This is a genomic window from Bradyrhizobium sp. BR 10289, from assembly GCF_019455385.1.
Lineage (GTDB): Bacteria > Pseudomonadota > Alphaproteobacteria > Rhizobiales > Xanthobacteraceae > Bradyrhizobium.
Genome location: NZ_JACOFR010000009.1, coordinates 201879 through 227160 on the forward strand (window position 1 = coordinate 201879; position 25282 = coordinate 227160).

At 64.3% G+C, this 25282-nt stretch carries 26 protein-coding genes; 13 read left to right on the forward strand and 13 right to left on the reverse strand.

Annotation, left to right across the window (positions count from 1 at the left end; all coding sequences use genetic code 11):
* Positions 1–32 precede the first annotated feature (32 nt).
* The 5 genes from HYH08_RS17845 to HYH08_RS17865 all read right to left on the reverse strand — a co-directional run bounded on the left by HYH08_RS17845 (position 33) and on the right by HYH08_RS17865 (position 3948).
* Complete coding sequence (locus HYH08_RS17845; RefSeq protein ID WP_220011106.1) at positions 33–584, reverse strand: tautomerase family protein; 552 nt, start codon at positions 582–584, stop codon at positions 33–35.
* A 121-nt stretch (positions 585–705) separates the two neighbouring features.
* Positions 706–1812: a GlxA family transcriptional regulator gene (locus tag HYH08_RS17850; RefSeq protein WP_228747895.1), complete on the reverse strand. Its 1107-nt coding sequence runs from the start codon at positions 1810–1812 to the stop codon at positions 706–708.
* A gap of 52 nt (positions 1813–1864) precedes the next feature.
* The gene (locus tag HYH08_RS17855; protein WP_220011107.1) at positions 1865–2437 is read right to left on the reverse strand and encodes a GNAT family N-acetyltransferase; all 573 of its coding nucleotides are present in this window, start codon (positions 2435–2437) and stop codon (positions 1865–1867) included.
* Positions 2438–2521: 84 nt separating this feature from the next.
* Positions 2522–3172 carry a CoA transferase subunit B gene (locus HYH08_RS17860; RefSeq protein ID WP_100176475.1) on the reverse strand — a complete coding sequence of 217 codons (651 nt, stop codon included), beginning with the start codon at positions 3170–3172 and terminating at the stop codon, positions 2522–2524.
* A gap of 68 nt (positions 3173–3240) precedes the next feature.
* Positions 3241–3948, reverse strand: coding sequence for a CoA transferase subunit A (locus tag HYH08_RS17865; protein WP_028178645.1), 708 nt, complete (start codon positions 3946–3948; stop codon positions 3241–3243).
* Between the two features lie 300 nt (positions 3949–4248).
* Here HYH08_RS17865 and HYH08_RS17870 point away from each other — a divergent pair, with 300 nt between their 5' ends.
* From HYH08_RS17870 to HYH08_RS17890, 5 genes are all read left to right on the forward strand, one after another.
* Positions 4249–6189: an AsmA family protein gene (locus tag HYH08_RS17870; RefSeq protein ID WP_220011158.1), complete on the forward strand. Its 1941-nt coding sequence runs from the start codon at positions 4249–4251 to the stop codon at positions 6187–6189.
* Positions 6190–6396: 207 nt separating this feature from the next.
* Positions 6397–7782 (forward strand): ABC transporter substrate-binding protein, encoded by a 1386-nt coding sequence (locus HYH08_RS17875; RefSeq protein ID WP_220011108.1) that lies wholly within the window; start codon positions 6397–6399, stop codon positions 7780–7782.
* 98 nt (positions 7783–7880) lie between these two features.
* Positions 7881–8753: a carbohydrate ABC transporter permease gene (locus HYH08_RS17880; protein ID WP_220011109.1), complete on the forward strand. Its 873-nt coding sequence runs from the start codon at positions 7881–7883 to the stop codon at positions 8751–8753.
* Positions 8750–9601, forward strand: coding sequence for a carbohydrate ABC transporter permease (locus HYH08_RS17885; protein ID WP_220011110.1), 852 nt, complete (start codon positions 8750–8752; stop codon positions 9599–9601). Before HYH08_RS17880 ends, HYH08_RS17885 begins: the two co-directional genes overlap by 4 nt.
* Before the next feature lie 111 nt (positions 9602–9712).
* Complete coding sequence (locus HYH08_RS17890; RefSeq protein ID WP_220011111.1) at positions 9713–10705, forward strand: hypothetical protein; 993 nt, start codon at positions 9713–9715, stop codon at positions 10703–10705.
* On the opposite strand, the gene HYH08_RS17895 is transcribed toward HYH08_RS17890, so the two are convergent.
* The 5 genes from HYH08_RS17895 to HYH08_RS17915 all read right to left on the reverse strand — a co-directional run bounded on the left by HYH08_RS17895 (position 10638) and on the right by HYH08_RS17915 (position 17783).
* Positions 10638–11450, reverse strand: coding sequence for an ABC transporter permease (locus HYH08_RS17895; protein ID WP_220011112.1), 813 nt, complete (start codon positions 11448–11450; stop codon positions 10638–10640). The genes HYH08_RS17890 and HYH08_RS17895 overlap by 68 nt on opposite strands.
* 4 nt (positions 11451–11454) lie before the next feature.
* Positions 11455–12369, reverse strand: a complete 915-nt coding sequence (locus HYH08_RS17900) for an ABC transporter permease (protein WP_220011113.1) — start codon at positions 12367–12369, stop codon at positions 11455–11457.
* Positions 12366–13523 carry an ABC transporter ATP-binding protein gene (locus HYH08_RS17905; RefSeq protein WP_220011114.1) on the reverse strand — a complete coding sequence of 386 codons (1158 nt, stop codon included), beginning with the start codon at positions 13521–13523 and terminating at the stop codon, positions 12366–12368. The genes HYH08_RS17900 and HYH08_RS17905 overlap by 4 nt, the downstream gene beginning before the upstream one ends.
* 75 nt (positions 13524–13598) lie before the next feature.
* Positions 13599–15059 (reverse strand): glycerol-3-phosphate dehydrogenase, encoded by a 1461-nt coding sequence (locus tag HYH08_RS17910; protein ID WP_220011115.1) that lies wholly within the window; start codon positions 15057–15059, stop codon positions 13599–13601.
* A 36-nt stretch (positions 15060–15095) separates the two neighbouring features.
* Positions 15096–17783, reverse strand: coding sequence for a sensor domain-containing protein (locus HYH08_RS17915; protein ID WP_220011116.1), 2688 nt, complete (start codon positions 17781–17783; stop codon positions 15096–15098).
* A gap of 202 nt (positions 17784–17985) precedes the next feature.
* Between HYH08_RS17915 and HYH08_RS17920 the strand changes: the two genes are divergently transcribed.
* Positions 17986–19089 (forward strand): NAD(P)/FAD-dependent oxidoreductase, encoded by a 1104-nt coding sequence (locus HYH08_RS17920; protein ID WP_220011117.1) that lies wholly within the window; start codon positions 17986–17988, stop codon positions 19087–19089.
* Positions 19090–19201: 112 nt separating this feature from the next.
* On the opposite strand, the gene HYH08_RS17925 is transcribed toward HYH08_RS17920, so the two are convergent.
* Positions 19202–19381 (reverse strand): YdcH family protein, encoded by a 180-nt coding sequence (locus HYH08_RS17925; protein WP_220011118.1) that lies wholly within the window; start codon positions 19379–19381, stop codon positions 19202–19204.
* 330 nt (positions 19382–19711) lie between these two features.
* Between HYH08_RS17925 and HYH08_RS17930 the strand changes: the two genes are divergently transcribed.
* From HYH08_RS17930 to HYH08_RS17940, 3 genes are all read left to right on the forward strand, one after another.
* Positions 19712–19918: a YdcH family protein gene (locus HYH08_RS17930; protein ID WP_008131174.1), complete on the forward strand. Its 207-nt coding sequence runs from the start codon at positions 19712–19714 to the stop codon at positions 19916–19918.
* 130 nt (positions 19919–20048) lie between these two features.
* Entirely contained in the window at positions 20049–20267 is a 219-nt protein-coding gene (locus tag HYH08_RS17935) for a hypothetical protein (protein WP_220011119.1), read from the forward strand.
* Between the two features lie 21 nt (positions 20268–20288).
* A complete protein-coding gene (locus tag HYH08_RS17940; RefSeq protein WP_220011120.1) occupies positions 20289–20540 on the forward strand; it encodes a hypothetical protein in 252 nt (83 codons plus the stop codon).
* 2 nt (positions 20541–20542) lie between these two features.
* Here the strand turns inward: HYH08_RS17940 and HYH08_RS17945 are convergent, their stop codons facing one another.
* Entirely contained in the window at positions 20543–21292 is a 750-nt protein-coding gene (locus HYH08_RS17945) for a GGDEF domain-containing protein (protein WP_220011121.1), read from the reverse strand.
* A gap of 142 nt (positions 21293–21434) precedes the next feature.
* Here HYH08_RS17945 and purE point away from each other — a divergent pair, with 142 nt between their 5' ends.
* Both purE and HYH08_RS17955 read left to right on the forward strand, forming a co-directional pair.
* Complete coding sequence (gene purE / locus HYH08_RS17950) at positions 21435–21923, forward strand: 5-(carboxyamino)imidazole ribonucleotide mutase (protein ID WP_220011122.1); 489 nt, start codon at positions 21435–21437, stop codon at positions 21921–21923.
* Positions 21920–23026, forward strand: coding sequence for a 5-(carboxyamino)imidazole ribonucleotide synthase (locus tag HYH08_RS17955; protein WP_220011123.1), 1107 nt, complete (start codon positions 21920–21922; stop codon positions 23024–23026). The genes purE and HYH08_RS17955 overlap by 4 nt, the downstream gene beginning before the upstream one ends.
* Before the next feature lie 36 nt (positions 23027–23062).
* Here the strand turns inward: HYH08_RS17955 and aqpZ are convergent, their stop codons facing one another.
* A complete protein-coding gene (aqpZ, locus tag HYH08_RS17960; protein WP_220011124.1) occupies positions 23063–23785 on the reverse strand; it encodes an aquaporin Z in 723 nt (240 codons plus the stop codon).
* 262 nt (positions 23786–24047) lie between these two features.
* On the opposite strand from aqpZ, the gene rpsU reads away from it, so the two are divergent.
* Positions 24048–24347: a 30S ribosomal protein S21 gene (gene rpsU / locus HYH08_RS17965; protein ID WP_028140289.1), complete on the forward strand. Its 300-nt coding sequence runs from the start codon at positions 24048–24050 to the stop codon at positions 24345–24347.
* 225 nt (positions 24348–24572) lie between these two features.
* A complete protein-coding gene (locus tag HYH08_RS17970; protein ID WP_220011125.1) occupies positions 24573–25223 on the forward strand; it encodes a tetratricopeptide repeat protein in 651 nt (216 codons plus the stop codon).
* Positions 25224–25282 lie beyond the last annotated feature (59 nt).

A 25282-nucleotide genomic window follows, 5' to 3' on the forward strand; every position in this document is an offset into this window, starting at 1 on the left:
CGTTTCAGGACGTCCCGGCGAGGCGAGGTCCGTCAGGTCGTAGCGACAGCTCGGTCGGTCGTCTGCGCGTTTCGCGTCGCAGCCAGCATACCTTCCAGCAGCGCCATAGTCTTGCCGTGACGGCGCCGGGCAAGACGTTCCTCGCCGATCTTGCGTGCGTGGTCACCGGCGATGAAGGCGTGGATATCCGCGGTCCGGTGAACGCCGCCGCGACTGCCCCAGGTGCCGTCTTCGACTTCCGTTGGAAAGACCCAGACGCGTGGTGCCACGTCCTCGAAGCTGTTGCCTTCCGCACGAACGACGGCGTCCGTGACATCCTTCACGAGCGCCTTGCGCGACGCATCCGTATATTGTCCCTCGGGAACGGAAGGCACGATCCGATAGCGCGGCTTCTGTGATCGGGCGCCGGCGACGAAAACGGCGGCGGGCCGATGCAGAAAGACGACGGTGACGCCTTGCGCCACCGGATTTGCGGGATCAAAGCCCTCGTGCCCGATCAGGATATCGCCGAGCTCCTTAACCAGTCGCGCCTCTGCCTCCGGCTTCAAGGCTCCTTCGGGAATTGTCAGATCGATCATTGGCATGGTTGAGCCCTTTGTCCTTTCGCAGCGCCGGGGGTCCGGCGCCTGCGATCAGTTCTAGGTCTCGACGGCTTGCGGGCGGCAGAGGCAATATCGCCATTATCGAAGGCATTTCGGACAAGCCTCAGGCTGCCAAGGCCGCTCCCCGCCGGCGGCGTGAAAAGCGCCGCTGGTATTCGCCGGGCGAGAGGCCGGTTTCGCGCCTGAACAGACGCCGAAACGTCGAAAGATCGCCATAACCGACGCGCTGGCTCACGGCGTCCATCGTCAGCTCCCTGTTTTCCAGAAGCCGTTTGGCGACGTCGATCCGCAGGGTCTGCAGGTAATGCAGCGGCGCCTTGCCCGTGGCCCGCTTGAAGCGCCGGTTCAGGGTCCGCTCGCTGACGGCCAGCTGACGCGCGAGTTCGCCAAGGCTGAAGCCGCGCTGGAGCGACTTTTCCATCCAGCGCTGGGCGCGCGCCACGAGCGGATCGGAGTGCGGCTCCTCCTGCCTGCTCGCATAGGAGGACTGGGCGACACGATTGCTGTCGATCAGCATCAGCTTGCCGGTTTCCGCAGCGATCTCCGCGCCAACGAGCTTCTGGACGATGCGCAGCGCCAGATTGAGCGCGCTCGTCACGGCTCCGCTACAGATGATGCCGTCCTGCTCCGTGATGATGTCGTTGATCCGAAGCTCGATACCGGGATAACGGCGCTCGAACGTCTTGCCCTTCGCCCAATGCGTCGTGGCCACCGAGCCGTCGAGGAGGCCCGCCTCGGCCAGGAGGAAACTGCCCGTGCAATAGGACGCCAGCAGTACGCCGCGCCGGTGTTGCCGCCGCAGGGCGGCAAGCAGCGGCGTGACTACCTCCTTCCTTTGCAGGAAGCGTTCGACGTCCGGAACAAAGGGACCCGGCACGATCAGGGCATCTGCCGGCGAGCGAGTGCTGATCGCCCCATCAACATCGATGAGCTGGCCCGACGCCGTCCGAACGGCCTTGCCGTCCAGGGATTCGATGCGCCATTGCAGGGGTGAGATCTTGCCCGGTGCGCGATGGCTCGCGGCAATCCAGTTTGCGGCGGTAAAAACGTCGACCACGCCAGCGACGCTGGAGGCGAGAATCCCTTCATAGACCCAGATCCTGACCACCGGCATTGTGATGTCCGATTTCACCCTCGACGAGGCAATACTGCCACCCGGGCTCCGCAGCGGCAAGCCGGCGACCTGCCGGCAGATCAGGCCGGTCCGCATGGAGTGCGCGGGCGTGATATACCGAGAGAACGCAAGAGCGCGCCGCAGCGGGTTAGATCGTCCGCGCAAACATGCGGAAGCCCGGCGCGCCGATGATCGCCTCGAAGGCGGGATCGTGCTTCTCGTCCACGAAGGCAAAACCGGCCCTGGTGTAGGCGCGCTCGGCGGGCTCATTGCCGATCAGGAATGATATCGTTGCCCGTTTGAAGCCGGCCGCTCGTCCCTTCTCCAGCGCGTGCGCGATCAGGGCCTGCACCAGGCCACGGCCGCGATAGGCGGGATCGGTTGCGACATGCTCGATCATCCAGTCGCCTTCGCCGCCCTGAACCCAGCAGGCGCGCGTGTAAGCGCCACGCCTGCGGATCGCTTCCAGTTCCGACGTTGCGAGCCCCGTCTCGGCACCGACTTCCTGGATCGCGCGCCAGGCCGCAGGCCCTGTGCCGGCTGCCGGCACCGCACATAATGCGGCGGCGGGCTTGCCGTCGACCTCTGCAATCAAGAATTGCGAGACATGCCACATCGACACTGCGCGTGCTGTCGCGACGCGTGCGATGAAATCGAGGCACTGCGCCTCGGGCCAGCCGAGCGCGACGTCGAACCAGCCGCGCGGCCGGTAGCCGCGCATCGATCGCAGGATGGTGAGTGCGATGAAACCGGCGTCTTCGGGACGCGCAGACCGTATCGTCCTGCGCGCCCCATTCGAGATGCCTTACGTGTTCTTCAGCGCGACGCGGAATTCCGCCTCGGTCTTGGCCTTGACCTCGTCGAGCGTGACGCCATCGGCGAGCTCGATCAGGGCCATGCCGCCGTCGCCGTGCTTGTCGATGGTGAAGACGGCAAGATCGGTGACGACCATGTCGACCACGCGCTCGCCGGTCAGCGGCAGATTGCACTTCTTCAGGAGCTTCGAGCCGTCCTTGGCCGAATGCTCCATCACCACGACGACGCGCTTGACGCCGGCGACGAGGTCCATCGCGCCGCCCATGCCCTTGACCATCTTGCCCGGGATCATCCAGTTGGCGAGATCGCCGTTCTGGGCCACCTGCATGGCGCCGAGGATCGACAGGTCCATGTGGCCGCCGCGGATCATGCCGAAGGAATCCGCGCTCGAGAAATACGAGGTCGAGGGCAGCTCGCTCACGGTCTGCTTGCCGGCGTTGATGAGATCGGCGTCCTCTTCGCCCTCATAGGGAAACGGGCCCATGCCGAGCATGCCGTTCTCGCTCTGCAAGGAGACGTCGACGCCGTCGGGGATGTAGTTCGAGACCAGCGTCGGAATGCCGATGCCGAGATTGACGTAATAGCCGTCACGCAATTCCTTCGCGGCGCGCGCAGCCATCTGTTCACGGGTCCAGGCCATCATTGTGCTCCTGTCGATTCTTTAGTGGCGCATGATCTGATCGGAAAACCGGCTTCCACTTTTCCGGATCATGCGCTCGGGCGCGGGCGGGTGTTGCGGAATTCGATGCGCTTCTTGGCCGTGCCGACCTCGACGATGCGCTTCACGAAAATACCCGGCGTGTGGATGTGATCAGGGTTGAGTTCACCTGCGGGAACAAGATGCTCGACCTCGGCCACCGTGATCTTGGCGGCGGTCGCCATCATCGGGTTAAAGTTGCGCGCGGTCTTGCGGTAGATCAGGTTGCCGGCGGTGTCGCCCTTCCAGGCATGGACGATGGCGAGGTCGGCGAACAGGCCGCGCTCCATCAGATACTTCTCTCCGTCGAATTCCTTCACTTCCTTGCCCTCGGCGATCAGCGTGCCGACGCCGGTCTTGGTGTAGAAGGCCGGGATTCCAGCGCCGCCGGCGCGGATGCGCTCGGCCAGCGTGCCCTGCGGATTGAATTCGAGTTCCAGCTCGCCGGCGAGGAATTGCTGCGCGAACAGCTTGTTCTCACCGACATAGGACGAGATCATCTTCTTGATCTGGCGCGTTTCGAGCAGGCGGCTGAGGCCGATGCCGTCGACGCCGGCATTGTTGGAGACCACCGTCAGGCCCTTGACGCCGGATTCGCGGATCGCGTCCGACAGCTCCTCGGCGATGCCGCAGAGGCCGAAGCCGCCCGACATGATCATCATGTTGTCTTTGAGAATGCCGTCGAGCGCCGACTTGGCGTCGGGATAGACCTTGTTCATACAGGAAACCTTCGAATGAGGCTTGGGCTTGCGGGCGTCGCGCCTTATTGGCGCCGATTATTAGGCGAAATGGTCCGAAGCCGTCAATGATACGGGGTTCTCCGCTGCGCGGGGCGGTGCTAGAAGCTGCCCATGCGGTGGGCAGGACCGTCCGCGGCCTTGAAAGCGTCAAGAAAACCCATCAAGTTGCGGCACTTAACATAACAGGGCTAGGACAGGATCTTGGGCGCGGGGCGCGCAGGTTTCCCGGCCCGCCCTTTTGGCTCCAACGACCAACCCGATCAGGACATGCCATTGACCATGGCCCAAGGAATGAAGCGCCTCGGGACGCCGATCGCGGCGCTGCTCGGCGTCGTGCTGATCGCCCTGATCGCCGCCTCATGGCTCATCAACCGCGATGCGCTGCGTGCGGCGGTCGAGGCCCAGATCCGCGACGTCACCGGGCTGGAGCTCAATGTCGCGGGCAGCATCGACATCTCGGTGCTGCCGGCAAGCTACATCTCCTTCCATGACGTCGGCCTGAAGGGCGGCGGCACCAGCGATCCCGCACTTCATGTCGACGTGCTCACCGCCAATCTGCGCCTGCTGCCGCTGCTGCTGCAGCGCTTCGAGATCGCCGATCTGACGCTGCTGCGGCCGCGCATCCATGTCAGCCTGAAGCCGGACGGCGAGAGCAACTGGACGCCCTTCATCCAGACCATCGCGCGCACCATGAAGCCCGGAGCCGACAGCCAGGTGTCGTTCTCCGAGATCAGGATCCAGGACGGCGTACTCAATTATGAGGACGCCGCCACCCACGCTACCGAAAAGTTCGAGGACATCGACCTGTCGCTGGCCTGGCCCTCGATCTCGCGCTCCTTCGCCGCGACCGGGCAGTTCGACTGGCGCGGCGAGCGCGTCGATGGCTCGATCAGCTTTGCCGATTTCGTCGCCGCCCTCTCCGGCGACCGTTCCGGCCTGAAGGCGCGGATCGCCAGCGCCCCGCTCAAGCTCGCCTTCGACGGCACCGTCGCCAACCGCACCAGCCCGATGATGGAAGGCACGCTCACAATCGACAGCCCGTCCTTGCGCAACGCGCTGCGCTGGACCGGCCAGCCGCAGCCCGGCAGCGGCGGCTTCGGCCGCTTCGCGCTAAAGGCGCGTGCCAACGTGGTGGGCGCCTCGATTGCGCTCACCAACGTCAATGTCGAGCTCGACGGCAATGCCGCCGAAGGCGTCATGACCTACGCCAATAATGGACGGCAGACGCTGCAGGCGACACTGGCCGCCGACGCGCTCGACTTCACCCCCTATATCTCGACCTTCCGCCTGCTCGCCAGCGGCGCCCGCGACTGGAACAGGCAGCTGTTCGATCTCAACGGGCTCTCGACCACCGACCTCGACATGCGCCTGTCGGCAGCCAGGCTGACGGTCGGACCGACCAAGCTCGGCCGCACCGCGATCGGCGCCAATTTGCGCAACGGCACACTGGCGCTCTCGGTCGGCGAAGCCCAGGTCTACGGCGGCATCGCCAAGGGCTCGTTCGGGATCGCGCGCGCCGACACCGTTGCCGACATCAAGGCGCAATTCCAGTTCATCGATGTCGATCTCCAGGCCTGCGCCTCCGAGCTGTTCGGCCTCAACAAGCTGTCCGGCCGCGGCAACATCAACGTCTCCCTGCTGGCCTCCGGCTCGAGCCCGTTCGGTCTCGTGCAGTCGCTCGACGGCAGCGCCGTCGTGACGGGACATGACGGCGCGATCTCGGGGTTCAACGCCGAGCAATTGCTGAAGCGGCTGGAGCGGCGGCCGCTGTCGGGCGGCGGCAATTTCCGCAACGGCTCGACTCCTTACGATAACCTCACCATCGCGGTGAAATTCTCCGACGGCGTTGCGACCGCCGAGGACATCCGCGTCGAAGGGCCCGCGGCCAAGATCACGATGACCGGCACCGCCTCGGTGCCGACGCGCGAATACGATATGAAGGGCGTCGCGAGCCTGAACTCTGCATCGGGGTTCGAATTGCCCTTCGTGGTGCAGGGCCCCTGGGATGATCCGCTGATCTTCCCCGATCCGGAAAGCCTGATCCGCCGCTCGCCGGCCTCCGCGCCCCTGCTCGACATGCTCAAGGACCGCAAGGCCGGCGATGCCGTGCGTTCGGCGATCGAGCGCATCACCGGCACCGGCAAGCGTCCCGCGCCGACAGACCAGCCGACGGCGGAAAACGCCAAGGAGAACGGCAAGGACAATTCGAAGTCGAACTGACGACGTCGATGGTCCGGCCCCGCGCGATCGGGCGCGAATTGATACACCAGAATTGATGCGGCGAGCGCATTGATGCGCGCCTTAAGCATCTCCTCGGACCCGACACCCGCGACACCTAGCCCGACAAGATGCGTTGATTGCGCTACCATCCTGCGCTAGTGTTTTATGCGACCGGTTAAAAACACCGGCCGTTTGAGGGAGAATAACGTGAAATCCAAGGTTATTGGCGCAGTATCACTGGCGGTCGCTGCGGCCGGGCTGTTTGCAGCCGCTGCACCCGCATTTGCGCAGCAGAAGACGATTACGGTCTGGTGGGGCAAGGGCTTCTACCGCTCCGAAGACGACGCGCTGCTCGAAACGATCAAGAAGTTCGAAGCCAAGACCGGCATCAAGGTCGAATTGTCGCAGTACGCGATCCAGGACATGATTCCGAAGACGGTCGCAGCGCTCGACGCCGGCACCGTGCCCGATGTGGCTTATTCCGATTCCTATGACGTGCAGGCGCAGGGCAAGTGGGCCTATGAGGGCAAGCTCGAGGACCTCACGGACGTCATGGAGCCGATCAAGGACCGTTTCGTGCAGAACACGCTGGACGCTTCGATCCTCTATAACGACGTCACCAAGAAGAAGGCCTATTACGGCTTCCCGCTGAAGCAGCAGAGCATGCATGTCGAGATCTGGAACGACATGCTGGAGAAGGCCGGCTTCAAGCTCGCGGACATCCCGACCGACTGGGCCGGCTACTGGACATTCTGGTGCGACAAGGTGCAGCCGGCGATCCGTAAGGCCACCGGCCAGCGCATCTACGGTGTCGGCCAGCCGATGGGCGTGGAATCCACCGACGCGTTCCAGTCGTTCTACACCTTCATGGACGCCTATCACGTCAAGCTGGTCGACGACGACGGCAAGCTGCTGGTCGACGATCCCAAGGTGCGCGAGAACCTGATCGGCGCGCTGAAGGATTACACCGACACCTATATCAAGGGTTGCACGCCGCCCTCCTCCACGACCTGGAAGGATCCAGACAACAACGTCGCCTTCCACAACAAGACCATCGTGATGACCCACAACTTCACGATCTCGATCGCGGCGAAGTGGTTCGAGGATTCGCAGAACCAGGCGCTCACCCAGGAGCAGCGCGACGCCGGCAAGAAGGCCTATGAGCAGGACATCATCACGGCGTCCTTCCCGAAGGCGCCGGACGGCTCGACCATCAAATATCGCTCCGACGTCAAGACCGGGCTGATCTTCACCGCGGCCAAGAACAAGGCCGAGGCCAAGCAGTTCATCAGCTTCCTGCTGCAGGAAGACAATGTGCGTCCCTACATCGAAGGTGCGCTCGGCCGCTGGTTCCCCGTGACCAAGGAAAGCCAGGAAAGCCCGTTCTGGCAGGCGGACAAGCACCGCAAGGCCGTGTACGCCCAGTTCAAGGGTGGCACCGCCGCGTTCGACTTCACCAAGAACTGGAAGTTCACGATCCTCAACAACGAGAACATCTGGGCCAAGGCGATGAACCGGGTCGTCAGCGAGAAGGTCCCGGTCGACAAGGCCGTCGACGAGCTGATCGCCCGCATCAAGCAGGTTGCAGGCTAAGTCGTCTTTCTTCCTCTCCTCGCTGGTGCGGGGAGAGGTGAAACGCTAACACCGGCCGCCACGTGCGGCCGGAAGTCCTTTCAAAGAGTCCGAAAAGAATGGCGATTACGCTCTCAGGCGATCAGGCAATATCCGCTCCGCCGCTGTCATCGCGGCTGACCCCGGCGCAGGTCTGGGGCATTATCCTGCTCGCGCCCTATCTGCTGGTTTTCCTGGCCTTCGTGGTCTATCCCGTCTGCTACGGGCTCTGGCTGGCGCGGGCTCCGTCGAATTACGTCGCGCTGTATCATGATCCGATCTTCGCGCGCGCCGCGGTCAACACGCTGATCTTCCTGGTCATCGGCATCAACATCAAGATGCTGATCGCGCTGTTCCTGTCGGGCTTCTTCGCCCAGCAGCGCACCTGGATCAAATGGCTCTCGGTGATCTTCATCCTGCCCTGGGCGGTGCCGTCGATCCCGACCATCCTGTCGGTGCGCTTCATGTTCAACCCCGAATGGGGCGTGATCAACCACCTCATCTTCTCCTTCACCGGCGAAGACGGCCCGAACTGGCTGAACGACCCGACGGTGGCGCTGACTATGGCGATCGGCGTGCACATCTGGAAGTCGCTGCCGTTCTGGACGCTGATCCTGATCACCGGACGCCTCGCCATCGCGCAGGATCTGTTCGAGGCAGCCGAGGTCGACGGCGCGAGCTGGTGGCAGAAATTCCGCTTCATCACCTGGCCGTCGATGCAGACGCTCTACATCACCTGCACGCTGCTCTCGATGATCTGGACGCTCGGCGACTTCAACAGCGTCTACCTCCTCACCGGCGGTGGCCCGGCCGACCTCACGCATGTGCTGTCGACGCTCGGCATCCGCTATCTCCGGCTCGACCAGCTCTCGCTCGCGATGGCCTCGATCGTCTGCGCGATGCCGTTCGTCCTGCCGCTCGTTTACTTCATGATGAAACGGTTGTCGCGATGAAGCTTCCCTCCCTCCGTGACGTCGCGACGGAAGCGCGGCTGCTGCTGATCGGCATTCCCGTCTTCCTGTGGACGATGATTCCGATCTACCACATGTTCCTGTTCGCGATTTCTCCGAAGGAGGACGCGTTCTCCGGAAAACTGTGGCCGGAGCATCCGACGCTGCACAATTTCGAGATCGTGTTCAAGCAGCAGCATTATTTCCTGCGCGACTTCTACGCGCAGTTCTGGAATTCGACGCTGATCGCAGTCGCGGTCGGCGTGCTGACGCTGTTCATCGCCACCGCCGCGGCGTTCTCGATCTCGCGGCTGAGGGTACCGGGCGGGCGCATGGTGCTGAACCTCGCGCTCTTCACCTATTTCATCCCTGCCGCGTTCCTCGCCGTGCCGATGTACCGCACCATGGGCAATTACGGGCTGCTCAACAATCACTGGTCGCTGATCCTGGCGATGGTGACGATCGCCTCGCCTTACGCGATCTGGGTGCTGAAACAGGCCTCCGACAAGCTGCCGGTGGAGCTGGATGAAGCCGCGGTGATGGACGGCGCCACGACGCTGCAGATCTTCCGCCTGGTCTATCTGCCGCTGATGATGCCCTCGCTGGTCGCGATCGGCACCTATGCGGTGCTGCTGGCCTGGAACGAATATCTCTACGCATTCCTGCTGCTCTCGAACGACCGCGAGATCACGCTCCCCGTCGCGCTCGGCAACTTCCTCGCCGCCGACGATTCGCCCTGGGAGCTACTGATGACCACCGGCTTCATCTATGCGCTGCCGCCGGCCGCGGTCTATTACGCCTTCCGCCGCTACATGGTGGGCGGGCTGACGGCGGGTGCGGTGAAGTCCTGACGCGACAGGACGCATAAGGTCGCCGCAAGCCGGGCGTTCGAGCTATGGCGTGGACAATTGAAGATTGTCCACGCCTGCTCTACCCTCTGCCCCAATACGGGGCTCTTCATCATGCGCAGCAACGACGCGATCCACCTCGGCCTGATGCTGCTGGCGCTCGCCGCAGCCTATCTGGTGCCGTTCGAACTATTGCTACTGGCCTATGTCGTGCTTGGCCCGGCGCACTACTTCACCGAGATCTCGTGGCTGCACGATCGCAGCTACTACCTGCCCCACCGCGGGATCGCGGCGGCCCTCGCGATCATCGCCGTGATCGCGGCACTGACCGACAACGCTTCGTGGTTCGGCTTTGCGATGTGGAGCGCACTGGTGGCCTGCGCCATGCTGGCGGCGACAAATTCGGCGGTCGAAAGCATGCTGCTGTTCATGGTGGCGATCGCGCTGTCGGCGATGATGTATTCGAGCGGCTCCTCGCTTGCCGTCATCGGAGTCCTGATCCCGACCCTCATACACGTCTCGCTGTTTACGCTGGTCTTCATGGTGCTGGGTGCCCACCGGTCCGGCAGCCGCGCTCAGGCCGCACTGGTGGTGGTCTACCTTGCCGCGATCGCGACGATCCTGCTGCTGCCGCCGACGGCAGACATCCGCATCGCAAGCTTCGCCCGCGCCGCGCAAGACTACTTGGGCAATGTCGGACCGGCGCTGGGCCGGTTGTTCGGCGTGCCAAGTCTCGTGCTCGACACCAGGCTGACGAGCCTGCTCGCCTTCGTCTACACCTACCACTATCTCAACTGGTTCATCAAAGCCGACGTGATCCGCTGGGCCGCGGTGCCGAAGCCGCGGCTGGCTGCAATGGCCGCCGCCAGCGCAGCCTCCACCGCACTGTACTTTTACGATTACGCGCTCGGCTTCACCTTGCTGCTGGCGGTGAGCCTGATACACATCCTCCTGGAGTTTCCGCTCGATGCCTTGGCGCTGCGGCAACTCGGCGCTGCGGTGCACGATGCGATCCGTGCGCGGTTCGCCTCACCAACGCCTATAGCGGCGCCGCGCTCTCGGCCTGCGAGCTCGACAGTTTCGAAGCGAGCGAAGCAATCACGATGACGCCAGCGATCAGGCCGATCACCAGCGTGCAGATCGCATTGATCTCGGGCTTCACGCCCAGCCGCACCTCGGAATAGATCCGGATCGGCAGCGTCGCCGAGCCCGGGCCGGTGGTGAAGCTCGCGATCACGAGATCGTCGAGCGACAGCGTGAAAGCCAGCATCCAGCCGGCGACGATCGCGGGCGCAATCAGCGGCAGCGTCACGGCAACGAACGCCCGCACCGGGTTGCAGCCGAGGTCCATTGCCGCCTCCTCCAGCGAGCGGTCGAGCGAGCCGAGGCGGGACTGCACCACGACAGCGACGAAGCACATGGTCAGCGTGGTGTGGGCGATCGTCACCGTCCAGAAGCCGCGCTCGGCGTTCAGCGCCACGAACAGCAGCAGCAGCGACAGGCCGGTGATCACTTCCGGCATCACCAGCGGCGCATAGAGCATGCCGGAGAACAGGGTGCGGCCACGAAAGCCCTCGCCGCGCGACAGCGCGACGGCGGCGAGCGTGCCGAGCAGCGTGGCGATGCTCGCGGAGGAGACCGCGACGCGAAAACTCATCCAGGCCGCCTCGATCATGGCGCGGTCGCCAAAGAACTCGTGATACCAGCGCAGCGACCAGCCGCCCCACACCGTCACCAGCCGCGAGGCGTTGAAGGAATAGATGACGAGGATGAGGATCGGCAAATAGAGGAACGCCAGCCCCAACGCGAGCGAGGCGATGTTGAAGCGGGACAGGCGGGAGAGCTTGCGCATGCCGTCAGCGCCCCTGTTCCAGCTGCCGCTTCTGCAGCCGTTCGTACAGCAAGAGCGGCACCAGCAGCACGACCAGCAGGACGATGGCCGCGGCGGAGGCGACCGGCCAGTCCTTGTTGGTGAAGAATTCCAGCCACAGGGTCTGGCCGATCATCAGCGAATTGGAGCCGGCCAGAAGATCAGGGATGACGAACTCGCCGACGATCGGGATGAAACACAGCAGCACGCCGGCGCCCACACCGGGCAGCGACAGCGGAAAGGTGACCAGCCAGAACACCTGCAAGGGCGGCGCGCCGAGATCGCTGGCCGCCTCCTCCAGCACCGGCTCCATCTTGGCGAGCGTGGCGTAGAGCGGCAGGATCATGAACGGCAGATACGAATAGACGATGCCGATATACATCGCGGTGTCGGTCGAGAGCCACACCACGGGCTGGCTGACCAGATGCAGCGCCAGCAAGATCTGGTTGAGCAGGCCGTCATGCTGGAGGATGTTGATCCAGGCATAGATGCGGATCAGGAACGAGGTCCAGAACGGCACGATCACCAGCACCATCGCCACCGCCTGCCAGCGTTTCGGCAATCGCGCCATGCCGTAGGCGATGGGATAGCCGATCACGAGCAGCAACGCCGTCGCGGTGAGGGCGACGGTGAGGCTGCGGACATAGGCGAACACATAGATGTCGTCGGACGCAAGCAGCTTGAAATTGTCGATCGACAGGGCAGCGAACGCCGTCTTCAGCGCCTCCCACCCCGCCGTGAGATCGAACACGGGCTCGTAAGGCGGCTGCGCGATTGCGGTCTGGGACAGGCCGATCTTGAGCACGAAGCCGAACGGTACCAGGAAGAACAGCACCATCCAAAGATAGGGCGCGATGGCGGCAAAGCGCGCCGGCCGCGCAAAAATGCGGCGGGAGCTCATGACGGCAGCACCACGCAATCGTCGGGCGTGAACCAGGCGACGACGTGCTGGTTCAGGCTGTAGGCGTCGACGTCGAGGCGCGCGCTGTTGGCGACGGAGGCCTGCACCATGCCGCCGGTCTCGAGCTTCACCTTATAGGTGGTGGAACCGCCGAGATAGCAGATGTCGGCGATCACGCCGTCCAGCCGGTTGAGCGTCGTTTCGTGACCGGCCTCGCTGACGGGTCCGCGGCGCGACAGCTTGATCTTCTCGGGACGGATCGCGACCGCAAATCGCCCCGCGCCGACCGGCTCGCGCGGCTCGGCCACCACCAGCGTCCCCGCGTCGCGCGTGCCGATCACCAGGCGATGACCGTCGCGCAATTTGGACTCGCCGTCGAACAGATTGATGTCGCCGACGAACTCCGCGATCCACCGCGAGCGTGGCGCCTCGTAGAGCTCGCGCGGCGGCGCGACCTGGGCGAGCTTGCCTGACTTCATTACGCCGATTCTATCAGCCATCGTCATGGCTTCCTCCTGATCGTGGGTGACGATGATGAAGGTCATGCCGAGCCGGCGTTGCAGCTCCATCAGTTCGCCTTGGGTATTTTCGCGCAGCTTCTTGTCGAGGGCTGCGAGCGGCTCGTCGAGCAGCAGAAGCTTCGGGCGGCGCGCCAATGCACGCGCCAGGGCGACACGCTGGCGCTGACCGCCGGAGAGCTGGTCCGGCTTGCGCTTCTCGAGTCCCTCGAGCTTGACCAGCGCGACCATCTCCGCGACGCGGGTTGCGATCTCGGTGCGCGCTAGGCCGGCGCGCTTCAGCCCAAACGCAATGTTGTCGCGCACCGACAGATGCGGAAACAATGCATAGTTCTGGAACATCATGTTGATCGGACGCTCATGCGGCAGCGCCTGCGCGATGTCCTTGCCATCGAGCAAGATACGCCCTTCGTCGGGCGCCTCGAAGCCGGCGAGCATGCGCAGCAGCGTGGTCTTGCCGCAGCCGGAAGGGCCAAGCAAAGCGAAGAACTCGCCGGCCTTGATGTCGAGCGATACGCCGTCCACGGCGCGGAACGTCCCAAAGGTCTTGGCCACGCCCTCGATGCGCAGCAGCGGCTGCCCGGCAGCCGGATGCGCATCCGCTGCAAGGTCTGTCTTGGGCAACTCGTCAGTCATGGTCCCTGCCAACCCCGATTCCGCCGCACGCTAGCGGCCGATCGTCGTTTGCTCAACCAGTTCGGGGCGGATCATTCACATCACATTCGCCATGAACGCCGCCAGCGCGTCACGGTCCGCCGCGGGCATGGTTAGACCAAGCTTGGAGCGTCGCCACAGGACATCCTCCGGAAACCGCGCCCATTCGTGGGCCATGAGATAGCGCACCTCGGCGGCGGTCAGCTCGGGGCCGAAGGCGGGACCGAGTTCATCGCGGCTCTTCGCCTCGCCGAGCACGGCCGGCAACCGCGAACCATAAGCCCCGACCAGACGGTGGGCCTCCGGCTCGGAGAGAAAACGCCAGCGGTCGCGCGCGAGGTCGACCTGGTGATCGAAGCGATCCCAGGCGAAGTCTCCGCCGGGCAGCGCCGCACCGGCGGTCCAGGGACGCGACATCGGATAGAAGGGCGTGAGCTTTGTTACTGCCCGCTCGGCGCGCAGGCGCGAGGTGGTGACGTCGCCGCCGACCATCGTGATCAACGGCGCCTTGCGGCGGCGTGCGTGGAACAGCGTCGTGCCGTCGCGCCCGCGCGCGGACGCCAGCGTCAGATTGACGCCGGAGACCGTCCGAACCACATCGGCGGGCGCGACGCGCTCGCGGAAATAGCGGCTGGCGGCATCGCAGAGATAGCTGACGTCGGCACTCGGCATCGCCACGATCGCGGGATCGCCGGTGAAGGCGCGCGTGACCATGCCGATCAGCGTGAAATCGCGCTCGAACGGCCGGGCGAAGATCAGCCGTCCGTCATTGTTCTGGAACACGTAGACAGTGTCGGGCTCGAACAATTTCGGCACGACGATCTGGCTCATCTGCATCGCCGCCATCGGGGCTTGCTGCTGCCGCAGCACGGTGTCGGCGACCATCGCGGTCCAGCCGCCGGCGGCGTTGGCGAGCGCACGAGACGTGATCGTGCGGCGAATGCCGCGATCGACCACCGCAAGGCGCCACGTGTCGGTGCGATCGGCGCGGATGCAGCGCGCCCCGGTGCGGATCGCGGCGCCGCGTTCGGCGGCATCCAGCGCCGTCAGCACCACCAGGCGGGAATCATCGACGACGCAGTCCGAATATTCGAAGGCCATGCCGAACGGGCGCTTCAGGGCGTCGCCGACCGGATGATGCGTGATATCGAGCGTGGACGACGGCGGCAAGCCGCCCCGGTTCGTGAGGCAATCATAGACATACAGGCCGGCGCGCAGCAGCCATGGCGGGCGTTCCTCGGAATGGGCGGGAATCGCGAAGCGCATCGGCCGGACCAGATGCGGCGCAATTCGAAGCCAGATCCGGCGCTCAGCGAGCGCCCGCCGTACCCGCCAGAAGCCGCGGCGCTCCAGCACCGACAGATCGCCGTGGATCAGCCGCGGCGTCGCCGACGAGGCCGCGCTGCCAAGATCGCCCTGCTCGAACAGGATGACGCGCAGGCCGCGGCCGGCCGCATCGCGGGCGAGGCTGACACCGTTCAAGCCACCGCCGATGATCGCAAGATCGTAATCCGCCATGAAACCGTCGAGAGGAGCGAGGCAAGCCCCTCCTCACTAACCGGTCTTGAGCGCAAGCTCCATGGTTTCGGCGCGGCCGATGAGGTCGGCATATTTCCCGATCGGCAGCGGCTTGCCGAGCAGATAGCCCTGCACGCCGTCGCAGCCTTCCTTGGCGAGGAAGGCGAGCTGCTCGACCGTCTCGACGCCCTCGGCGATGATCGACATGTCGAGGCCGTGGCCGAGATCGATCACGGCGCGCACGATCGCTGCCGATTGCGGATTGCGGCCGAGATTGATGATGAAGGCGCGGTCGATCTTGATCTTGTCGAACGGGAACGCCTGGAGATAGCTCAGCGAGGAATAGCCGCTGCCGAAATCGTCCATGGAGATGCGTACGCCCAAAGCCTTCAACCGGCGCAGCAGCGCAAGGCCGCGATCGAAATCCTCGATCAGCACGCCCTCGGTGATTTCGAGCTCGAGCCGGCCGGGCGCGAGCCCCGTCTCGATTAGGATCGAATGGACGAGGCCGACGACGTCGCCGTGCATGAACTGCGCCGGCGACAGATTGACCGCGACCTGGAGCGGCTTCGGCCAGGACGCCGCCTCGCGGCAGGCCTCGCGCAGGATCCATTCGCCCATCTCGACGATCAGGCCGCTCTCCTCGGCGATCGGGATGAATTCGGCCGGCGAGACCTGGCCGCGCACCGGATGCTGCCAGCGCGCCAGCGCCTCGAATCCGATGATGTCGCTTTCGGCGACGCTGTGGCGCGCGATGCCTTGCGGCTGGAAGGCCAGCGAGAGCTCGCCGTTCTTGATCGCCATCGACAGGTCCTGATGCAGCACGCGGCGATCGCGGATCTGCTGGTCCATCTCCGGCTGGTACAGGCTGATCGTGCCACGCGACTTCTGCTTGGCGCGGAACAGCGCCGCGCCGGCATTGGCGAGCAGCGAGGCAGCGTCGGCGCCGTTGTGCGGGAAGATCGACATGCCGGTGGTGATGCCGGCACGAACCGGCCGGCCATCGATCTGGAATTCCTCGGCGATGGCCTCGCCAATCTGCTGCGCCAGTGAAAGACCGGCCTCCGGCTGCTTGCCGTCGATGATCAGGCCGAACTCGTCGCCGGACAGGCGCGCCACCACGCCGCCACGCGCGGAATCCTGAAGCCGCTGGGCCACCTCGATCAGAAGCTTGTCGCCGAGCGCATGGCCGAAGACGTCGTTGACCTCCTTGAGGCCGTCGAGATCGACGCAGAGAACGGCGAATTCCTCACCGGTGCCTTCGCAGGCCTCGATCATCTGGGTCAGCGCCTGGAGGAAGGCGGCGCGGTTCGGCAGGTCGGTCAGGCCGTCATGATAGGCCATGTGCGCCATGCGCGACTCGGTCTGCCGGCGGTCGGTGACGTCCTCGTGGGTCTTGATCAGATATTGCGGCTCGCCGGCATCGCTCAGCACGGTGGCGCGGCGGGTCAGGAACAGCCGCAGGCCGTCCTTCGTGGAGATCGGATGCTCCTCGGTGATCATCCCGCGTTTCTTGATCGCGGCCTCGTCGCGCGCGATGATCAGCTTGGCTTCCTTGGCATTGAAGATGTCGGACGCGGTCAGGCCCGTGGCTTCCTCGCGCCGGCGGTTGAGGATGGTCTCGGCGCTGCGGTTGGCGAGGAGGTAGCGGCCGTCCTTGACCTGCTCCACGATCAGCGCGACCGGGATGTTGTCGACCACGAGCTCCAGGAACTTCTTGGTGCTCTCCAGCTCCTGCGACAGCGAGCGGCGGTCGGTGATGTCCTCGAATACGATCAGCAAGAATTCAGGCTTGTTGCTCTCGTTGCGGACCACGATCCGGATCGAGGCCACCATGCGCCGGGTCGCGCCGCGCTCGACCTCGAACTCGTTGCGGTACTGGCCGGCGGGCGCGATCAGCGCCGCGCGATCGGTCGCCTCGATGGCGGCGGCCGAATTCGGCGCGAACAGCTCGCGGGCGTTCTTGCCGACGACCTGGTCGCGCGAGAATCCCCAGAACCGTTCATAGGCGCTGTTGGCGAAGATGTAGCGGCCGTCCTCGATGCTCTTGGCGGCCACGCAGGCCGGCACGTTGTCGAGCACGGTTTCCAGGAACTGCTTGGTGGAGGCGAGTTGCCGCGACAGCCTGCGCTGTTCGCTGACGTCCAGATGGGTGGCGACCGAGCCGCCATTCGGCAGCACGAAATATTTCACCAGGATGGCCCGGCCATCGGGCAGCTCGGTGATCAGGCCGTTGGGGCTCGCCGCCTTCTCGTAGAACTCGTCGTCGGAGACGCCGCCGAGGACGTTGCGCTTGCGCCGGAGCTCGAGGATGTCGTAGCCGGTCATGCCGGCCCACAGCTCCGAGCGCATCAGGCCGTAGATATCGAGATAGCGGTCGTTGCAGAAGATGATGCGCCGTTGCGCATCGGTCATCACCACGCCCTGATTGAGGTTGTTCATGGCGGAGGAGATGAAGGCGTTGCGCCGCAATTGCGTGCGCTGGGACCGGCGCAGCGCGGAATGGACCCACAGCACCACGGCCGCCAGGAACGCGCAAACGACAACGCCCCCGATCAGGGTTTCCCAGATCAGGTTCGGATCGAGCTTGCCCAGATAGCTCGGCGCCTCCAGGCTGTCCGACAGCGCGAAGGCACGCGCAGGCGCGACCGCGCCGGCCAGGCACACGGCGGCCTGCACAGCAATCGGAAGCATGCTGCCCGCGTGCCAGTTGTTTTCAGCCATCAGCCACCCGCGATTTCAACGTCGGATTGTCTGGCCTCGCCGGTTTGGATCGGGTAAACGCCTGTACGCGCAACAGAAAAATGTGACGTCAAATACGGCAATTGCCCTGACATGATAAATTCTTCCTTAACGGAAACCGGCCCCGCGCCGTCGCTCCCGGGCCCAATGCCACCGGCGCTTCCAGCGGACAGCCCTCACAACCATGGATAGGGTCGATTGCATCGTCGTCGGAGCCGGCGTGGTCGGGCTCGCGGTGGCCCGAAAGCTGGCCCAGGCCGGGCGCGAGGTGATCGTGCTCGAAGAAGCCGAGGCGATCGGCACCATCACCTCCTCGCGCAACAGCGAGGTGATCCATGCCGGCATCTACTACCGCGCCGGGAGCTGGATGGCGCGCATGTGCGTCGATGGCAAGCATGCGCTGTACCGCTATTGCGGCGAGCGCGGTATCCCGCACAAGAATTGCGGCAAGCTGATCGTCGCGACCTCTCCGAAAGAAACCGAGAAGCTGCAATCGATCAAGGCGCATGCCGAAGCCAATGGCGTGCTCGACATGCAGCTGCTCACGGGCGAGACCGCACGCGCGCTGGAGCCGGCGCTGGCCTGCGACGCCGCGCTGCTTTCGCCCTCGACCGGCATCATCGACAGCCACGCCTACATGCTCTCGCTGCGCGGCGAGGCCGAGGAAGCGGGCGCAGCGTTCGCGTTTCACACCCCGCTGATCCGCGCCAAGGCATCGGCCGGAATGATCGAGGTCGAGGCCGGCGGCGAGGCACCGATGACGCTGCAATGCAGCCTGCTCGTCAACGCCGCGGGCCTTTCCGCAACGACGGTCGCGCGCAACATCGATGGCATGCCGCTCGACCGGATTCCGCCGGCCTATCTCGCCAAGGGAAATTACTTCAGCTGCAACGCCAAGGCGCCGTTCTCGCGCCTGATCTATCCGGTGCCCGAGCCTGGCGGCCTCGGCGTGCATCTGACGCTGGACATGGCGGGGCAGGCGCGTTTCGGCCCCGACGTCGAGTGGATCGAGACGATCAACTACGAGGTCGATCCGTCACGCGCCGAGCGCTTCTATCCGGCGATCCGCAAATACTGGCCGACGCTGCCTGACGGCGCGTTGATGCCCAGCTATTCGGGCATTCGTCCGAAGATCGTGCCGCCGGCCGTGGCCACCCAGGATTTCCTGATGCAGGGCCCGCGGGATCATGGCGTCGAGGGATTGATCAATCTGTTCGGCATCGAATCGCCGGGACTGACGTCCTCGCTCGCAATCGCCGATCACGTCGCCGAGCTCGCAGACGTCTAATTGCCGCGCAAGAATCTTGCACGGCGACGCACCTTTCAGCAGGGATGAGCGTGGTAGCTCTCACCCCTGCGTAAAGGATTTGGGTCAAACTCTACGCTGTTACGGGGGGTTACTAGTGGAGCGTGTCGCCGTGCTTCAGACGCTCGATCTGGTCCTTGACCATCAACTTGCGGCGCTTCAACTCAACAATTTGCAGGTCGTCTGTTGAAAGGTGCACGAGAGCTTCGTGCAATTCGTTTTCGAGAGTTTTGTGCTTCCGTTCCAATTCAACAAGATGTGCCTGAATTGTCATTCGAAACCTCCTCGGTAGGGTTGAACCTCAGGATTCGATCCGGACGAGGAAGTGTACATCACCGATTCGTTCTGTCGATGGGTATCCGTCGTCGCAGCGTCATTTTTGAAAATTCATATGTAACGAAGCGTGAGCAAGGGAACCACGCGAGAAAAATTTGTGATATCAATGGGCTTGCGCAACGCTGCCGCGAATCGTCGGAAATATCTTGCGAGAGATCGGTGAGCAGCGACCCGAGATCGCTTGCGATCACGGCGCGCAAGGACGATAATTTCCACAGGGCATCCACAGCCCAGATCTCACGCCTATCGGTTTTCGGCCACCGCAGACATGACCAATGAAGACGAGCGTGAACTCGAATCCGAGCTCACCCGGTTGCAGCAGGAACACCGAGATCTCGATGCGGCGATCGATGCACTGCATCAATCGCCCGCCCCCGACCTGTTGCGGTTACAGCGGCTGAAGAAGCGCAAGCTGTTGTTGCGCGACCGTATCGCGTTCATCGAAGACCAGATCACGCCCGATATCATCGCCTGATCCGCGCGCCGCCTTTTGCAGCAGTTCGCAGCGCCTGAATCCGCTTGACTCGAAAAGAACAAAATAGGAACATTTGGGCATTCCAACGCCCCCCAAGGAAACGCCCAAGGACAACGCAAGGACACCGCAAATGTCAGTCCCCGCCCTTCTCGACAACAGCCATTATGAACAGGCCTGCGACCAGGCGATCGCGATGTGCGACGGCAATCTGCGCAGCACCATCAAGGCGCTGATCATGGCCAATGAATATCTGGAAGCAGAGCTGGAAGAATTGCAGGCGGCGATTTCGGCCGGCTGCATTCCCGAGACCTCACGCAGTAAGATGCGGAGCAAGAGCAGCGCCGCCTGAGTTCATTATTGGAGCAACGCCATGTCGGACGTGACCTACTACGTTGCAATGCCCTTCCTGATCGATGCCGACGGATCGCCCATCGCAGGCACCGCCGAGGAATGCCAGAGCTCGACCGCCGCGCTACGGCGCACCGAAGCCTTGTCGCGCGGTGCCGGCCATATCGGCGCGGTGGCGTTCAGCCGCAGCGGCGATCCCATGACCGGCGAATTCGGCGATGCCACGCTGCTGCGCAAGTTCGGCAGCGTGCCGGAAGACCTTGCAACGCTGTAAATTCAGTTGCTGACCAGCCTGATCTTCGGCTCGTGCCGCCGGCTGGCCTTGCGCACATACATGGCGGCATCGGCCTCTTCCAGGGCGCGGCCCGCATCGGATTGCGTGCCGAGCAGCGCAACGCCGGCGGAGGCGCCTGCGGTCACATGCTGGCCGCGAAAGCTGAACGACAATTCGTCGATCGCCTGCTCGAAGATCGCTGCCTTCGCCTTGGCATCGGTCTCGCTGAGATTCCACAGCAGCAACGCGAATTCGTCGCCGCCGAGCCGTCCCACCACATCCGAGGCGCGAATCTGCCGCGTCAGGGTCGCCGCGATCGCCTTGAGCACCTCGTCGCCGGCGGCATGACCGAAGGAATCGTTGATCGGCTTGAGGCGATCGACATCGAGCACGATCAGCGCGCCGCTGGCGCGGTAGCGCTTCATGTAGGCGATGGCGCGCGCGAGCTCACGCTCAAAGCCGCGCCGGTTCGGAATCTCCAGCAGGAAATCGGTGTCGGCGGCCGCTTCCAGTTCCGCGATCCGCCGCTCCGCGGCCTTGAGCTTGTTCCGCAGGCCGCGGATGGTAGCGGTGATATCGTCGATGGTCGACGCGGCGCGCGGTGCCGGGTTGGATGGATTCTTGGCCAAGTTCTTGGCCGAGTTCTTCGCAGACGTCCTGGCCGGGCGCTTCGGGGCGGCTTTGGACCGGCTCGCACTGGCTTTCCGGCCTTTTTTAGCCTTCGCAGCACGTGCCCTTTTTGGTTTCTTCATGGGCTTCCTGCTCAATGAAGGCTTGCGGGGATTCACCAAGACAGGATAGTGCATTCCCTTCTCCTTGCCACCGCCTTGCGAGCCGCCGGCCGGAACCGTTAATCTGGCCTATGTTTCTGTTTTCCCGAGCACAATTGACGATATGACCGCGCCGATCGCCATCATCATGGGAAGCCAGTCGGACTGGGAAACGATGCGACATACCGCCGAGACGCTTGAAGCGCTCGGCGTGGCCGCCGATACCCGCATCGTCTCGGCCCACCGCACCCCCGACCGGCTGTTTAGCTTTGCCAAGGGCGCCAAGGCTGCGGGCTACAAGGTTATCGTGGCCGGCGCCGGCGGCGCTGCGCATCTGCCGGGCATGGCGGCGGCGCTGACGGAACTGCCGGTGTTCGGTGTTCCCGTCGAATCCAGAACGCTCAAGGGCATCGATTCGCTCTATTCGATCGTTCAGATGCCCGCGGGCATCCCGGTCGGCACCCTCGCCATCGGCAAGGCCGGCGCCATCAACGCCGCGCTGCTCGCAGCTGCGGTGCTGGCCCTGTCCGATCCGGCCCTGTCCGATCGCCTTGCCGCCTGGCGCAAGGCGCAGACCGATGCGGTCGCCGAGCGACCGGAGGAGAAGGCGTGACTGACGCAAAGCAGGTGAAGCTGAAGCCCGGCGACACCATCGGCATTCTCGGCGGCGGACAACTCGGGCGGATGCTGGCCATGGCTGCGGCGCGGCTCGGCCTGCGCTGCCAGGTGTTCTCGCCCGATCCGGACTCGCCGGCGTTCGACGTCGTGCTGAACGCGACCTGCGCCGAATATGCCGACGTCGAGGCGCTCGAGCTGTTCGCCCACGATGTCGACGTCATCACCTACGAATTCGAGAACGTGCCGTCGGCAGCTGCCATGGTGCTGGACGCGCGCCGCCCCGTGCTGCCCAACCGCAAGATCCTCGAGACCACGCAGGACCGCCTCGCCGAGAAGGACTTTGTGACGAAGCTCGGCATCGGCACCGCCGCCTATGCCGACGTCACCTCGGTCGCATCGCTGCGCGAGGCGATCGACAGGATCGGCCTTCCGGCCGTGCTGAAGACCCGCCGCTTCGGCTATGACGGCAAGGGCCAGGCCATCATCCGCGAGGGCGACGACATCGCGAAAGTGTGGACCAGCCTCGCCACCAAATCGGCGATCCTGGAAGCCTTTATCCCCTATGAGCGCGAGATCTCCGTGATCGCCGCGCGCTCGGCCACGGGCCAGGTCGAGTGCTTCGACGTCACCGAGAACGAGCACCGCGACCACATTTTGAAGATCTCACGCGCGCCCGCGCCGATTCCCGACGCGCTCGCCGAGGAAGCCCGCAGCATCGCCGGCAAGATCGCAAGCGCGCTCGATTATGTCGGCGTGCTGGCGGTGGAGATGTTCGTGCTCGCCAACGGCACCGGACCAAAGGTGCTGGTCAACGAAATCGCCCCGCGCGTGCACAATTCAGGGCATTGGACGCTCGACGGCGCCTCGGTCTCGCAGTTCGAGCAGCACATCCGCGCCATCGCCGGCTGGCCCCTGGGCAAGCCCGTCCGTCATGGCGAGATCGTCACCATGACCAATCTGATCGGCGACGAGATCAACGATTACGAGAAATGGCTGACCGTCCCGGGCGCGACCATCCACATCTACGGCAAGGGCGCACCGCGCCCCGGCCGCAAGATGGGTCATGTCACCGAAGTCAGGCCACCCAGCAACAAGTGAGGGGACTGCAGCAAACGCTGCGATCCCGCTTTGCGATCAGGCCGTCTTCGCGCCTGCGACGACGCCTGTCGGCTCCTCGCTGAGCCAGCGATAGATCACCCCACCCAGCGCGCCGCCGATCAACGGGGCAACCCAGAACAGCCAGAGCTGCGCCGTTGCCCAGCCGCCGACGAACAGCGCCGGGCCCGTGCTACGCGCCGGGTTCACCGAGGTGTTGGTGACGGGAATGCTGACGAGATGGATCATCACCAGCGCGAGCCCGATCGCGAGCGGCGCGAAGCCCGCCGGCGCGCGGCCGTGGGTCGCGCCCATGATGACGAACAGGAACATCATGGTCATCACCACCTCGGTGAGGAAGCAGACCATCATGCCGTACTGACCCGGCGAATGCGCGTCATATCCATTCGAAGCAAAGCCCTTGGTGACGTCGAAGCCGGGGGCACCGCTGGCGATGATGTACAGCAGTTCGGCAGCGACGATCGCCCCGCAGACCTGCGCGATCACGTAGGGCAGGATCTGACCGGCCGGGAAGCGCCCGCCGGCGGCAAGCCCGACCGTGACGGCCGGATTGAGATGACAGCCCGAAATGTGACCGATCGCATAGGCCATGGTGACGACGCTCAACCCGAAGGCCAGGGACACGCCGACGAGGCCGATCCCGACCTGCGGGAAACCCGCCGCGATCACCGCGCTGCCACAGCCTGCGAATGTCAGCCAGAACGTGCCGATCGCCTCGGCGGCATATTTCTTCATATCCATGTGGCATTCCCCTCATTTCAAGATATCCGGACCAACTTCCGGAAAACGGCCCGCCGTTTAGCGTCAAACCGCCCTAAATAGGACCGCACAGAGGTACTTTTGCCGCATTTAATGGCTGAACTTGGCCCGAAAACCCGCTTGGCAGGTGGACATCCCAGGTTTTGTCTGATACATCCGCGCCCTCAAGGTTAAGGGCTTGCGCGTTTTGCCATCCCCTTTGACTTACCAGAATTCAAATCCGATCCACTGAAGAGGATGCCGCGTGCAGGTTCTCGTTCGCGATAACAATGTCGACCAAGCCCTCAAGGCGCTGAAGAAGAAGATGCAGCGCGAGGGCATTTTCCGCGAGATGAAGCTCCGCGGCCACTACGAGAAGCCCTCCGAGAAGAAGGCCCGCGAAAAGGCCGAAGCCGTGCGCCGCGCGCGCAAGCTGGCCCGCAAGAAGCTGCAGCGTGAGGGCCTGCTGCCGATGAAGCCGAAGCCGGTGTTCGGTGCTGGTCCCGGCGGCGACCGCGGTGGCCGTGGCCCGGGTGCAGGCGCTGGTCCGCGCGGTCCGCGCTGATTTTGCCGAACTTGCAAGACCTCAGTTTCTGATAACGCGGGCCCTTGGCCCGCGTTATTGTTTTGTGAGCGGTGCCTTTCTGGGAGGGGGTACTCCCATGCGGCCTAAAGCGCGATGAGATCGGTTTGAAGCGTCATCGCGTTTTAGTTTGTGGTTTGAGCATGATCTTTTCGGAAATCCGCTGCACACTTTGCCGGATCATGCTCTAGCGCGAGCGAACCGTAGATGGCCTTCCCTTTCCCCCAGCGCAGTCTGGCACGGCTACGCCGGACTTGGCGTCAGCCGCTCGCGCTCGGTCTGATGGGCATTGCGCTGTGCGGCTGCTCCTTCGACCTCGGCTCCCTGATGCCGGAAAAGGACAAGCCGCAGGAGGCGCCCAAGACGGCCGCTGCTGCGGAGAGCGCGGTCAGCGCCGGCAGCGTCACCGAAGCCCAGACCCACACCGCAAGGGGCCAGGCCCTCGCCAAGTCAGGCGAGACGCAGGCAGCGCTGGACGAGTTCAATCGCGCCGTCGCGCTCGATCCCTACAATGCGCAGGCGCTCTATGGCCGCGCCCTGATCTACCAAGGCAACAACGAGCATGATTTCGCGATCGCCGATTTCAGCGCCGCGAGCGGGCTCAATCCGCAAAAGGCCGAGCCGCTGCTCGGCCGCGCCATCAGCTATCTAGCGCTCGGCAAGGTCAAGGAAGCGGCGGCCGATCTCGACGAGGCCTCCGAGGCCGATCCGCACAATGCCCAGGTCTGGACCGCACGCGGACAGGCCTATGAGCGGCTGGGCGACAAGACCAAGGCGGCCGCGTCCTACAACCGGGCCGTGGCCTTGCGTCCGCGCGACGATGCCGCCCGCAGCGGCCTTGCCCGCGTCGGCGGCTGACAGGGCGGCTTCTTGTCTTGACGCGTTTTCGTGACGCGAACCGGTGCCCACTTCGCTCG